This window comes from Microbacterium testaceum, from assembly GCF_003075375.1.
Classification (GTDB): Bacteria; Actinomycetota; Actinomycetes; order Actinomycetales; family Microbacteriaceae; genus Microbacterium; species Microbacterium testaceum_E.
On the sequence record NZ_QDFT01000059.1, the window covers coordinates 1 to 12,940 of the forward strand.

The 12,940-nt window shown below is 69.7% G+C and carries 14 protein-coding genes and 1 pseudogene; 13 read left to right on the top strand and 2 right to left on the bottom strand.

From position 1 onward, the window contains the following. From DC432_RS14750 to DC432_RS14785, 8 genes are all read left to right on the top strand, one after another. Nucleotides 1-831, top strand: an 831-nt coding sequence (locus DC432_RS14750; protein WP_207770842.1) for a PDR/VanB family oxidoreductase, incomplete at its 5' end; no start/stop codon positions are given. 1 nt (nt 832) lies between these two features. Beyond that, the gene (locus tag DC432_RS14755; protein WP_243393154.1) at nt 833-1,117 is read left to right on the top strand and encodes a MoaD/ThiS family protein; all 285 of its coding nucleotides are present in this window, start codon (nt 833-835) and stop codon (nt 1,115-1,117) included. A gap of 3 nt (nt 1,118-1,120) precedes the next feature. Next, nucleotides 1,121-2,257, top strand: a complete 1,137-nt coding sequence (locus DC432_RS14760) for a ThiF family adenylyltransferase (RefSeq protein WP_116538517.1) — start codon at nt 1,121-1,123, stop codon at nt 2,255-2,257. 75 nt (nt 2,258-2,332) lie between these two features. After that, entirely contained in the window at nt 2,333-3,421 is a 1,089-nt protein-coding gene (gene moaA / locus DC432_RS14765) for a GTP 3',8-cyclase MoaA (RefSeq protein WP_116538518.1), read from the top strand. Between the two features lie 12 nt (nt 3,422-3,433). Then, the gene (locus DC432_RS14770) at nt 3,434-4,693 is read left to right on the top strand and encodes a molybdopterin molybdotransferase MoeA (RefSeq protein ID WP_243393155.1); all 1,260 of its coding nucleotides are present in this window, start codon (nt 3,434-3,436) and stop codon (nt 4,691-4,693) included. A gap of 46 nt (nt 4,694-4,739) precedes the next feature. After that, nucleotides 4,740-5,168 carry a cyclic pyranopterin monophosphate synthase MoaC gene (gene moaC / locus DC432_RS14775; protein ID WP_243393156.1) on the top strand — a complete coding sequence of 143 codons (429 nt, stop codon included), beginning with the start codon at nt 4,740-4,742 and terminating at the stop codon, nt 5,166-5,168. Continuing rightward, a complete protein-coding gene (locus tag DC432_RS14780) occupies nt 5,165-5,662 on the top strand; it encodes a MogA/MoaB family molybdenum cofactor biosynthesis protein (RefSeq protein WP_116538521.1) in 498 nt (165 codons plus the stop codon). The genes moaC and DC432_RS14780 overlap by 4 nt, the downstream gene beginning before the upstream one ends. Next, the gene (locus tag DC432_RS14785) at nt 5,659-6,114 is read left to right on the top strand and encodes a molybdenum cofactor biosynthesis protein MoaE (protein WP_116538522.1); all 456 of its coding nucleotides are present in this window, start codon (nt 5,659-5,661) and stop codon (nt 6,112-6,114) included. Before DC432_RS14780 ends, DC432_RS14785 begins: the two co-directional genes overlap by 4 nt. A 142-nt stretch (nt 6,115-6,256) precedes the next feature. Here the strand turns inward: DC432_RS14785 and DC432_RS16815 are convergent, their stop codons facing one another. Next, nucleotides 6,257-6,415, bottom strand: a complete 159-nt coding sequence (locus tag DC432_RS16815) for a hypothetical protein (RefSeq protein ID WP_243393157.1) — start codon at nt 6,413-6,415, stop codon at nt 6,257-6,259. Between DC432_RS16815 and DC432_RS14790 the strand changes: the two genes are divergently transcribed. Continuing rightward, nucleotides 6,338-6,679 (top strand): ADP-dependent NAD(P)H-hydrate dehydratase, encoded by a 342-nt coding sequence (locus DC432_RS14790; RefSeq protein WP_243393158.1) that lies wholly within the window; start codon nt 6,338-6,340, stop codon nt 6,677-6,679. The genes DC432_RS16815 and DC432_RS14790 overlap by 78 nt on opposite strands. A gap of 89 nt (nt 6,680-6,768) precedes the next feature. Further along, complete coding sequence (locus tag DC432_RS14795) at nt 6,769-7,224, top strand: DUF488 domain-containing protein (RefSeq protein WP_116538523.1); 456 nt, start codon at nt 6,769-6,771, stop codon at nt 7,222-7,224. 3 nt (nt 7,225-7,227) lie between these two features. On the opposite strand, the gene DC432_RS14800 is transcribed toward DC432_RS14795, so the two are convergent. Beyond that, nucleotides 7,228-7,878 carry a hypothetical protein gene (locus DC432_RS14800; protein WP_133177958.1) on the bottom strand — a complete coding sequence of 217 codons (651 nt, stop codon included), beginning with the start codon at nt 7,876-7,878 and terminating at the stop codon, nt 7,228-7,230. A gap of 960 nt (nt 7,879-8,838) precedes the next feature. Here DC432_RS14800 and DC432_RS14805 point away from each other — a divergent pair. From DC432_RS14805 to DC432_RS14815, 3 genes and pseudogenes are all read left to right on the top strand, one after another. Then, nucleotides 8,839-10,227: an MFS transporter gene (locus DC432_RS14805; protein WP_116538525.1), complete on the top strand. Its 1,389-nt coding sequence runs from the start codon at nt 8,839-8,841 to the stop codon at nt 10,225-10,227. Between the two features lie 5 nt (nt 10,228-10,232). Beyond that, nucleotides 10,233-12,318, top strand: a pseudogene (locus tag DC432_RS14810) (molybdopterin oxidoreductase family protein). Next, nucleotides 12,311-12,940, top strand: a 630-nt coding sequence (locus DC432_RS14815; RefSeq protein ID WP_165801294.1) for an FAD-dependent oxidoreductase, incomplete at its 3' end; no start/stop codon positions are given. The pseudogene DC432_RS14810 and the gene DC432_RS14815, both read left to right, overlap by 8 nt.

Here is a 12,940-nt window from a genome sequence, read left to right on the forward strand (position 1 = left end):
GCGCACATCGGCCTCCGGCTCGGCTCGGATGACCTCGTTCGCGAGTACTCCCTCTGCGGTTCCCCGTCGGATTCGCAGTCCTGGCGGATCGCCGTACGACGCGCGGATCCCGGGCGAGGTGGTTCCGCGTACGTGCACGCGCACCTCACCGAGGGCGTCGACGTCGAGGTGACACGGATCGGGAACCTGTTCTCCTTCGATCCGGAGGCACGTCCATACTTCATCGCGGCCGGAATCGGGATCACGCCGATCCTTCCGATGATCGAATGCGCCGAAGAGCAGGGCCTGGCGTGGCATCTGCTCTACCTGGGCCGGTACACCGACTCGATGCCGTTCCTGCAGCAGCTCTCCCTCTTCGGCGATCACGTCACGGTGATCGAGTCGTCCACGATGGGCCGGGCCGACCTGTCCACGATCGTCGCCGAGAACACGGATGCGCACTTCTACGCGTGCGGACCGGAGTCCCTCCTGGATGCCGTCGAGGAGGCCATCCGCCCCCATCCCGGCGTGCACCTGAGTGTCGAGCGGTTCGCCCCCAGGGCGCTCGCGACGAGCGAGACCGACTCGGAATTCACGATCGTGCTGGACTCCACCGATCAGAAGATCCCCGTGCGCGCCGATCAGTCCGCGCTGTCCGCTCTTCTGGAGGCAGGGGTGCGGGTGCGGAACTCGTGCGGCGAGGGCACCTGCGGTTCCTGCGAGGTCGTGGTTGTGGACGGGATCCCCGACCATCGCGACTCGATCCTCACCGACGACGAGCAGCTCGAGGGCGACTACATGTACGTCTGCGTCTCGCGCTCACTTACCCCGACTCTGACATTGGATCTCTGACATGACCGCACAACCCAGCGTCGCCGCCGATCCGACCGCGCGGGCGACCATCGACATCTCGGTGCGCCTCTTCGCCGCCGCCAAAGCGGAGGCTGGACGCGCGGAGGACGTCTGGAACGTCCCGGCGACGTGCACAGTGGCGGACGCGATCGACCGCGCCGGTTTCGGTTCCAGTCCGGTGTTCGCGCGCAGCTCGTTCCTCGTCAACGGCCGATCCGCGACCGGCGCGGACGTCCTCTCCTCCGGCGACACGCTCGACGTGCTCCCGCCTTTCGCGGGGGGCTGAGCGGTGGTCCTCCTCGAACCGACGGCCTCCCCCACGGCGATCCCGCTCCGGGACGCGGCATCCCCGGACTTCGGCCCCGACGAGCTCGCCCGGTACGCACGCCAGATCGCGATGGCGCACATCGGCTCTTCCGGCCAAGCACGCCTGAAGCGCTCCAAGGTGCTGGTGATCGGCGCGGGTGGCCTCGGATCGCCCGTCATCGCCTACCTCGCCCGCGCGGGAGTCGGCACCATCGGTGTCGTCGACCACGACACCGTCGCCGCCTCGAACCTGCACCGTCAGATCCTGCACGACGACGGCACGGTCGGCCTCGCGAAGGTCGCCTCGACGACTGCGGCCGTCGGCCGCGCGAATCCGTACGTGCGGGTCGTCGAGCATGCCGAGAGAGTGGATGCCACGAACGCCGAGCGTCTCTTCTCCGGCTACGACCTGGTGGTGGATGGAACCGACGACTTCACGACCCGCTACCTGATCGCCGACACGACGGACCGGCTCGGCATCCCGTGCGTCTGGGGCACGGTGCTCGAGACGGACGGTCAGGTCTCCACGTTCTGGCGCGGCGCTCCCGGTGGCGGCGTCGCTCTTCGGGACCTGTACCCGGAGGCCCCCGCGGGCGGCGGCGCGAACTGCGCGATCGCGGGCGTCATCGGCCCGCTCTGCGGCATCGTGGCCTCGTGGATGGCGACTGAGGCCATGAAGCTGATCGTCGGCTTCGGCGATCCACTGTTCGGTCGGCTGCTGATCATCGACGCGGTCGATTCGTCCACCACCGAGGTCCGCTTCTCCGGGGGACGAGCCCCCGAGCGTGCCCTCTCCCAGAACGCGCCGCCGACGATCACCTGGGTCGAGCCGGGGCAGGTCGCCGATCTCCTCCGCGACGGGCAGGCCACTCTCCTCGACGTGCGCGAGCCCTGGGAGCGAGAGATCGCCACCATCCCGCACTCCGTCTCGCTGCCGCTCGGCGACCTCTCCGACGCCGACATCCCCGCCGGCCCGCTCGTCGTTCACTGCCATCACGACACGAGAGCCCGCCGAGCGCACACGATCCTCGCGGCGGGCGGCCGGACCGACATCTCGGTGCTCCGCGGCGGCATTGACGCGTGGTCGCGCGTCATCGATCCTCATTTGCCGCGCTACTGATCCGGATCCCCCACCTCGCGAGCGCGCTCCCGCGCGTCTCGCTCCTGAGTCGTACCCGAACACGAAGGACGCCCCATGACCCAGAATCTCGGACTCCCCCGCGTGCGGCTCCTTTCGAGCCCGCCACCGACCACGGGAGGTCTCGCCGACCGTCACGGCCGCGTCGCGACAGACATGCGCCTGTCCGTGATCGACAAGTGCAATCTGCGGTGCACGTACTGCATGCCCGCGGACGGCATGCCATGGCTGCCGAAGCAGATGCTGATGACCCCGGATGAGATCTCGCGTATCGTGCGCGTGGGCGTGGACCTGCTGGGTGTGGAAGAGCTGCGGCTCACGGGCGGCGAGCCGCTGGTGCGGAAGGATCTCGAGTTCGTCATCGGCTCCATCCGCGACGCCTGCCCGACCCTCCCGATCTCGATGACCACGAACGCGATCGGACTGGATGCCAGGGCTCAGGCGCTCCGCGATGCCGGACTGTCGCGCATCAACATCTCCCTCGACTCCCTCCATCCCGAGACGTTCGCGGCCCTCACCCGCCGCCCGATGCTCGACAAGGTGCTCGCCGGCGTCCGCGCCGCCGATGAGGCCGGGCTCGGGCCGATCAAGATCAACGCCGTACTGCTGCGCGGTGTCAACGATCACGAGGCCCCCGATCTGCTCGAGTGGTCGCTCGAGCACGGCTACGAGCTGCGGTTCATCGAGCACATGCCGTTGGACGGCGATCACTCCTGGAAGAAGGAGAAGGTCATCACGGCGGCCGAGATCCGCGACGGGCTCGGTCGACGTTTTGCTCTGTCGCCGGATCCCGCCGCGCGGCTCGGATCCCCCGCGGAGCGGTGGGAGGTCCGCCGACACGGGTCCGCCCCCGGCACACCGGCTCTGGGCCGCGTCGGGCTCATCTCGTCGGTCACGGAGCCGTTCTGTGCAGCGTGCACGCGCACGCGGGTCACGGCGGAGGGCCGCATCCGGGCCTGCCTCTTCTCGCATGAGGAGACCGATCTGCTCGAGATCGTCCGCGGCGGAGCGAGCGACGAGGAGATCGCGCAGCGCTGGCGTGAGGCGATGTGGAGCAAGCCCCGCGCGCACGGCTCCGATTCGATCGGTCTCGCCAGCGCGGACTACGTGCAGCCGGAACGCACCATGAGCGCGATCGGCGGCTGACCGATGACGACGATGACGACAGCGGCCTTCGCCCGTCGCAGCGTGACCGAGCACTGCCGGCTGGTCGCGGAGATGGTCGCCGCGATCGAAAGGCCGACCGCGTCGGTCGAGCTCTCCGCGCTCGAGACCGACCATTACCGGACGCTCGCGGCGGATGTGATCGCCCCCGGCCACCTGCCCCCGTTCGACAACAGCCAGATGGACGGGTTCGCCGTGCACCGGGCCGACGTGGTGGACGCGCGACCCGAGCATCCGGTGCTCCTCCCCGTGACGGGTCACATCGCGGCCGGCGACGCGGCGAGCGCGCTCCCGCGGGGCGAGGCGTGGGCGGTCATGACCGGCGCGCCGATCCCCGTCGGCGCCGACGCGGTCATCCCGATCGAGTCGTCGGGTCTGACCGCCTTCCCGTCGCGCGGGGAGGTGGCATCCCTCACCGTCCGTGAGGTTCCCGTGGCGGATGCCTTCGTCCGGCGGGCCGGCTCCGACATCCGCGCCGGTGACGTCATCGCTGCGGCGGGGGCCGCACTCACGCCGGCGCTCGTGGGGGCGCTTGCCTCCGCCGGAGTGCGACGGCTCACCGTCTTCCGCCCTTTCACCGTGCTTCTCATCGCCACCGGGTCCGAGCTGCGCGGGCAGGGCGAGACCGCCCGTCCGGGTAGCATCCTGGATGCCAACACCCCGGCGTTGACCGCTCTGCTCACGGCGATCGGGGTCCGCGTGTTGACGCCCGGATCGGTCGACGACGAACCCGAGCAGTTGCTCCGCGCGATCGACGCCCACGCCCACGAGGTGGACCTCGTCGTCACCGCGGGAGGAGTCAGCGCGGGCGCCCACGAGGTGGTGAGGGAGGCCCTCGGAATCCGCGGAGTGTCCTTCGGTTCGGTCGCGATGCAGCCCGGTGGGCCGCAGGGTTTCGGCCACCTACAGGTCGGTACGCGCCGTCTGCCGGTCGTCGCGCTCCCCGGCAACCCCGTGAGCGCTCTGATCAGCGCGGAGGTCTTCGTGCGCCCCGCCCTGCTCGCGGCCGGCGGGTGGTGGCCGGGGCGTCCGACGGTCGAGGCGCCGATCACCGAGGATGCGGAGTCGCCCGCGGGGCGGCTGCAGGTGCGCCGCGCGCGGTTCACGGCCGCGGGGCGGATCGAGTTCGTCGGGGGTCCGGGGTCGCACCTTCTCGGCTCTTTCGCCCGATCCGACCTGCTGGTGCTGATACCCGAATCCGTCACCCGGCTGGAAGCCGGAGAGATCGTACGAGCCTGGAGGATCAATGGCTGAGAACACGGACCAGCTGACGCACCTGCGCCCGGACGGAGCCGCGCACATGGTGGACATCGCCGAGAAGGGCGTGACGAAGAGGCGCGGCGTCGCGGTGGCGACCTTGCGGACGCGGCCCGACGTCATCCGCCTCATCTCGAACGGCACCCTCCCCAAGGGAGAGGCGCTCGGCACGGCACGGCTGGCCGGGATCATGGCGGCCAAGGCCACCAGCACCTTGATCCCGCTCTGTCACCCCATCGCCATCACCAGCGTGGACGTCACACTGACCGTCGGTCGGGATGAGGTCGACATCGTCGCGTCGGTCACCACGCTGGGGCGCACGGGCGTCGAGATGGAAGCGCTCACGGCCGCTTCTGTCGCGGGGCTGACCTTGTACGACATGATCAAGGCCGTCGACCGGACCGCCCGGATCACCGACATCGCTGTCATCGAGAAAGAGGGCGGACGCTCGGGTCATTGGGTCAGCGCATGAGGCGGGCGCTCGTCGTCGTCGCGTCGACGCGCGGAGCCCGCGGGGAACGTCCTGATCGAACCGGACCCGTGATCGTCGAATGGTTGCGCACGCGCGGGTGGACGGCTGAGCGACACCTCGTCGCGGACGGGTCGCCCGTGGGCACCGCGATAGAGGACGGCATCCGCCGCGGACTCGACCTGATCCTCACGACCGGCGGCACCGGCATCAGTCCGACCGATGCGACTCCCGAGCAGACCGCTCCGCTGCTCGACCGCGTCCTGCCCGGGGTGAGCGAGACGATTCGCGAACGAGGAGCGGCCACGACCCCCCTGGCCGCCCTCAGCCGCGGGCTCGCCGGCATCGCCGGTCACACGTTCGTCCTCAATCTGCCCGGCTCACCGTCCGGCGTCGCGGAAGGACTCGAGGTCCTCGACGCCCTCCTCGACCACATCCTCAGTCAGCTCGCCGGCGGCGACCATGTCGCCGAGCCGCGTGAAAGGCGCACCCGATGAACCCCACCATCCCGCCCTCCGAGGCCCAGTTGCGCGTCATCTCCGCGGGCATCAGCCCCGAGCCGATCGGCGTCGACCTTCTCCTGCCGGACACGCGGCCGTCGACCGCGGGCGCGATCGTGACCTTCGACGGCGCGGTCCGCGACCACGACGAGGGCCGAGGGGTGACGGCGCTGCGGTACAGCGCGCACCCGAGCGCGCCGGACGTCATCGCCGCGGTCGCCCTCGAGATCGCCACCGAGTTCCCCGCCGTGACGCTCGCCGTCCAGCACCGCATCGGCGATCTCGTCGTCGGCGACTGTGCGATCGCCTGCGTCGTCTCGTCCGCACACCGGCGCGAGGCGTTCGCCGCCTGCTCCGAGCTGGTCGACCGCGTGAAAGAGCGCGTGCCGATTTGGAAGGAGCAGGTCTTCGTGACCGGCGAAACGGAGTGGGTCAACGCGATCGGGTGACGGCCTCGGTGGATGGCGGCGCAGGTACCGAGCGTTCCCGCGTGGATGACATGGCCGTCACCGAACACAGCCGGGGGTTGCCGAGGAGCGGGACCGGTACGCGGGGTCGCGGTTCCGGCGAGTCGCGTGAATCGACTCCCCATCACCCATCCAGGGGTCGGTCGATCGCGGCATCCTGCCCGCCGACCTGATCCTCAACGCCAACGAGGAGGAGGCCGCGCTGCTGCTCGAACGCGACCTCACCGACGATCGCGCCGCCGACGTCCGACAGATCGCCGAACGCTACGAGGCCGTCGTGCACTGCTTCGGCACCGTGGCGCACCCGGACGGACGCACGTGGCAGGCCGAGCCGGGCAGCTCGGGCCTCGGCACCGCCGGCAGCGGCGACGTGCTGTCGGGCGCGATCACCGGCTTCGCCGCTCTCGGCATGGAGCCGGAACGAGCCGCGGTCTGGGGCGGATGGACGCACGCCCGCGCCGGCGACCGGCTCACCGAGCGGGTCGGCATCGGCTTCCTCGCGCGGGACTTGCTGCCTGAGCTGACCGCGGTCGTGCACGAGAGCTGAGAGGGCCCAGCCCCGCGCCACCATGCAGTGCAGCGACGCACGTCGCGCCTCCCGGCGCTCCCTCATCCCGGCGCACTACTGTGAAGTGCATGTGGACAGCGAGCGGCGGCATCACCGGTGTCGGATACGAGGGCAAGACGCTCGAGGCCTTGATCAAGGATCTCCAGGCCCTCGGCATCACAACGCTCGTAGACGTCCGCTTGAACGCCATCTCCCGCAAACGCGGATTCTCAAAGCGTGCACTTGGCGCCGCACTTGAGGAAGCTGGCATCAGCTACCAGCACCGGCGAGAGTTAGGTAACCCCCGCGAAAATCGCGCAGGCTTCGCCGAGGAGTCACGCACCGACGCCGGGCGTGCGGCACGAGAGCGGTACACAGATAGCCTCAGTGGGGCTGGCGCAGCTTCCGCGATCGACGAGTTGGCCGAGCTGGCAGGCCGTGAGCGGATTGCGTTGCTGTGCTTCGAGGCATCTGAGCTGCACTGCCACCGACGCGAGACATTGGCCGCGATCCGCGCCCGCCTGGAAGAGCTCGTCTCCGCCTAGCTGCTAGAACAAGGGCACTGCCGAGGCGACGCCGCGCGGCGGGTAATAGGTCCCCAGGACGCTGAACTTCGCACGCTTGATTGCGGCCTCGAAGTTGCCCATAAAGAACGACGTCAGACGACGTTCCTCGAACATCATTCGAACGAACCGGTCTTCCACGATCTCCCGCAGCCGGGCCAGCGATTCACCGTGATGGCGGTTCTGAAGGGCTGTCAGCTCCCAGTCGAGGTTCAGCCCCTGGTGAGAGGGGCAGCCAGACTCCTCGCACACGTATCGATATCTCAGCTTCAATCGGGGAGGCCGCAACCGTGCGGGCTGAGAACTCGTACCGAACAGATCGAGTTCACTCGTCATCATGGCCTGGGCGATTTTCGCCTCCTCAGCGGGCGTCCACCCAGGATGCGCATCTAGCTCGAAGCCGACAAGGTCCCGTACGTGAACCATGCCAAGGGACGGCGCAGCATGATCACGTTCCGCGTCTCGCATCAGCCGACACGTCGTCGTTGTGGAAAGCGTGTTCATGTACGGCCCGCGGTCGCTCCAGTCATCGAGATGCTCAATCACCTGGATCGATTGCGTGTCCGGCACGTAACTTTCCAGGCGGCTGTCCTGCAACCGCCGCTTAATCTGCAGATCGATGATGTCGTACTTCACGAACTGGCTCCCCGATTCGAGCCATCTGAAGGGAACCGGGTACAACCGGACCCAATGGGGCGACTCGGTGTCGATCCGCAGGCCCGCGACACACACGGTGTCTCCGTACTTCGCCGACGGCTGCGGTGAAGCCTTGACTGTGATCAGGACCCGCGCTTGCTCCCCATTTATGCCCACGACGCGAACCTACCTTTCGACGTCGGGCCCTCTCCTCGTCGCGGCACCAAACGGCGCCAATTGCACCCAGCAATTCACGCGATCCACGGCAAGGCATCACGGCGAGTGGGATCGCGTGAGAGCTTAAGGGGCGCAGCGGAGTGCTGATGTTGACCTCGACGGCGAGCTTGGAAGCTCGGCTCAGCATCGGCTGAGAAGGCACCGCGGCAGGTCAACCGTCGCCGCGTCTGCGCGGGCGCGCCGCTGAGTCGCGCGGGAGACTTCCTCGCCCCTCACACGAGGATCTCCAACGCGTCGAGGACAAGCTTCGAGTTCCGCGGGGGCGCTCGAGCCGTCTTGGGTGCGGGTGACGCGAGGGATGGCAACGTCCAGCGCCTTCGCGATCGTGTCCGTGAGGTCGTGATACGAGCACAGTCAGAGACTTGAACCGGCTCGGCTTCATGAACGTGGCACTCACGCGCGTACCGATCGACAAGACCTAAGATTTCCTGGTGGAGATGTCAGTCCCCACCGCGATCGGGGCGAGCCCGAGGCTCCGCGCGAGATCGGGTTGAAGTGCGCGACTGTCGTGCGTGGTCAGCCACAGGGATGTCATCCGCGCCCCTTTCCGTGTAACGCCCACGTGAACTCCCCCTCTCCCCCACCCACACCGCGGGTGAGACAACCGTTACCTCCCCGCCCCTCCCGACGCCCTCCCGGGTAACGCCCCCTCCCTACGCTGACGGCACGCCCCGCCCATGCGAGGCGCTGCACCTCCCCCGCATCGCCCAACGGAGGACCCCCGTGACCGTCACCGACCCGCGCCCCGAAACCGCAACGCCGCCCGCGGCCGCAACCGAAACAACGGAACTCCGGCACCGCCCCGGCCGCTGGATCGACAACTGGAACCCCGAGAACGCCACCCAGTGGGCCAAAGAAGGCAGGGCCATCGCCTCCCGCAACCTGCGGTGGTCGATCTTCGCCGAGTTCCTCGGCTTCGTCGTCTGGCAGCTGTGGTCGGTCGTCGTCGTCTCGCTGCCGGCGGCGGGCTTCCAGCTCTCCACCGGTGAGATCTTCTGGCTCATCTCGATGCCGAGTCTCGTCGGCGCGACGCTGCGCATCCCCTACACGTTCATGGTCCCGCGCTTCGGCGGTCGCAACTGGACGATCGTGTCGGCCGGCCTGCTGCTCATCCCGAGCATCGGCCTCGCCATCGCGGTCAGCAACCCGCAGACCCCCTTCGGCCTGCTGCTGCTCATCGCCGCCTTCGCCGGCTTCGGTGGCGGCAACTTCGCCAGCTCCATGGCGAACATCACCTTCTTCTACCCGGCCGCGCAAAAGGGATACGCCCTCGGACTCAACGCCGCCGGCGGCAACCTCGGCGCCTCGGTCGCGCAGTTCGTCGTCCCCATCGTCATCACGGTCGGTGCCGCCGCCACCCTCAACCTGCCGCTCGCGGGCCTCATCTGGGTGCCGCTCATCATCGTCGCGATGGTCGGCGCGTACTTCCGCATGGACAACCTCTCCAGCGCCAAGGCCGACATGACGGCATCCCTCGCCGCTCTCAAAGAACCGCACCTGTGGGTCATGGCCGTCCTCTACATCGGCACATTCGGCTCCTTCATCGGCTTCGCCGGCGTCTTCCCCAAGCTGCTCGCCGACACGTTCCCCGACTTCAAGGGCTTCACCATCGGCACGGCGACCGTCACCCTCGCCTTCTTGGGCGCGCTCGTCGGCTCGCTCGCCCGCCCTTACGGCGGCAAGCTCGCCGACCGCTTCGGCGGAACCGTCATCACGATGGGCGCATTCACGGTGATGGGGCTCGGCATCCTGGGAGTCATCCTCACCCTGCCGATGCAGAACTTCGCGGTGTTCCTGCTGTGCTTCCTGGTGCTGTTCGCCGCCGCGGGCATGGGCAACGGCTCGACGTACCGCATGATCCCGACGATCTTCACCCTGCGCGCCAACGGCGGGATCGGTGCGCAGCGCAAGGCCGCCGCGGCCCTCGGCCTGATCTCGGCGATCGGCGCGTACGGCGGGTTCTTCATCCCGCAGCTGCTCGGCTTCTCGAAGACGACGTTCGGCTCGTACACCCCGGCGCTCGGCTGGTTCGCCCTGGCGTACGTCGCCTTCCTGGCCCTCACAGCGGGCGTGTACCTGCGCATGTCGAAGAAGACCGGCACCCGCATCTGATGTCCATGAGCTCCGCCGACACCCACTGCCCCTACTGCGCGCTGCAGTGCGCCATGACCGTGAGCCACGAGGGCACCACCACGGTCACCGGCCGCGACTTCCCCACCAACCGGGGAGGACTCTGCGCCAAGGGCTGGACGTCGGCGGAGCTTCTGGCATCCCCCCACCGACTCCGGATGCCACTCCTCCGCCAAGACGACGGCACTCTCGCCGAGACCACCTGGGACAAAGCGCTGGATGCCGTGGCCGCAGCGTTCCGCGACACGCGAGCCGCGCACGGACCCGACGCCAACGCCATCTTCGGCGGCGGCGGACTGACCAATGAGAAGGCGTATCAGCTCGGCAAGTTCGCCCGGGTCGCGCTCGGTACCTCGCGCATCGATTACAACGGCCGGTTCTGCATGTCGTCGGCGGCGGCAGCAGCGAACCGCGCGTTCGGGATGGACCGGGGCCTCCCCTTCCCCGTCACCGATCTCGACGACGCGCGCACGATCCTGCTGCTCGGATCGAACGTCGCCGCGACCATGCCGCCGTTCCTCGCGCACCTCGCCGGAGCCCGCGCCGCGGGCGGGCGGGCTGATCGTCGTCGATCCCCGCCGCTCGGCGACCGCGCGCCTGACCGAAGACGGGGCGGGCACCCACCTGCAGCCCGCTCCCGGCACCGACCTGCCGCTGCTGCTCGGCCTGACCCAGATTGTCCTGGCCGAGGGTCTCGCCGACGGCGCCTATATAGAGGAGCGCACGACGGGCTACGACGCCGTCCGCCGGTCGGTCGCTTCGTGGTGGCCCGAGCGGACCTCGGCGACCACCGGCATCCCCGTCGCGCAGTTGCGCGCGACCGCACGCCGCCTCGCCGCCGGCCGCACGTACATCCTCACCGGACGCGGCGTCGAGCAGCACGTCGACGGCACCGCCACCGCGACCGCCGCGATCAACCTCGCGCTCGTGCTCGGACTCGTCGGCCGCGCCGGCTCGGGCTACGGCACACTCACCGGGCAGGGCAACGGCCAGGGCGGCCGCGAGCACGGCCAGAAGGCCGACCAGCTGCCCGGCTACCGCTCGATCCGCGGCCCCGAGGCGCGTCGGCACGTCGCCGGGGTGTGGGGCATCCATCCCGAACAGATCCCGGATGCCGGCATCCCCGCCACCGCCCTGCTCGGCGAACTGGGCGGGCCGGTGAAGACGCTGCTGGTCGCCGGGTCGAACGTCGTCGTCTCCGCCCCAGACGTCGAGGCCGTGCGCGCGGGGCTCGAAGCGCTCGACACCCTCATCGTGTGCGACTTCTTCCTCTCCGAGACCGCCGAGCTCGCCGACATCGTGCTGCCGGTTCTGCAGTGGGCCGAAGAGGAGGGGACGATGACCTCCCTCGAGGGCCGCGTGATCCGCCGCCGGCAGGCGCTGCCCGCACCCGACGGCGCCCGCAGCGAGCTGTGGATCATGGCCGAGATCGCGCGGCGGCTGGGCGCGGCATCCACCTGGCCGACGGTGCCGGCCGACGTGTTCGACGAACTGGCCCGGGCGTCCGAGGGCGGGATCGCCGACTACTCCGGCCTGTCGCACGCGCTGCTCGACACGGGCGTCGAGGCGTACTGGCCCTACCGCTCGTCGAGCACCCCGCGCCCCTTCGCCGAGTGCTCCGCGCACCCCGACGGACGCGCGCGCCTGATTCCCGTGGATGCCGCTCCCCCGGCACCGACCGACCGGGGCGGCGATCTGACCCTCACCACCGGGCGCTACCTGCAGCAGTACCAGTCCGGGACGCAGACCCGACGAGTGACCGAGCTGCACGCCGCGCGGCCCGAGGCGCGGCTCGAGATCCACCCCGCGACGGCCTCTCGTCTGGGTATCCGCGAGGGCACCCTCGTGGCGGTGGCGAACGAGCGCGGAACCGTGCGAGTCCGGGCGAGCGTGACGACCGACATCCGGCACGACACCGTCTTTCTGCCGTTCCACTACGCGGGCGAGGGCTGCGCCAACTGTCTGACCGAGGCGCTGGTCGACCCGACCTCGGCGATGCCCGAGTTCAAGCGCACGCGGGTGCGGGTGGCGCCGGTCGCCCCCACCCCCGCCGGTGAGGAGATCCATGTCTGAGCGTGTGGTGCTGGTCGGCTACGGACCCGTGGGGGCGCGGCTGGTCGAGGGGCTGCTGCCCGCCGTCCGCGACGGGCGGATCGACCTGACCGTCGTCGGGGCCGAGACGCACGACGTGTACAACCGGGTGCTGCTGGCCGAATATGCCGTGGGACGCATGCAGCGGGACGGCCTCGACCTGGCGGGTCGCGCGATCGCGGAAGAGGCCGGGGTGCGGTTCGCGCTCGGGACGACGGTCGTGGGTGTCGACCGCGATTCGCGGGTCGTTCGGCTGCACGATGGCATCCGGATCCCCTATGACCGTCTCGTGCTGGCGACGGGAGCGCGCGCGAACGTCCCGACCCTGGCCGGTCTCGAGCGCGCGCAGCGCCACCGCTCGACGCGACCGGCAGAGCCGACCGCTCTCGACCAGGGAACGTCGCCCCTGCCGCGCGGTGTCGTCGCGCTGCGCGACCTCGCCGACGCCGAACTCGTGCGCACGGCGGTCTCGGCCGGACAGCGCATCGTCGTGCTCGGCGCCGGTGTACTCGGCATGGAGCTGGCCCTCGCCGCCGCCGAAGCGGGAGCGCAGGTGGTCGTGGCGTACCACTCGGCGGCGSCGAKGGCCAGCTCCATGCCGAGT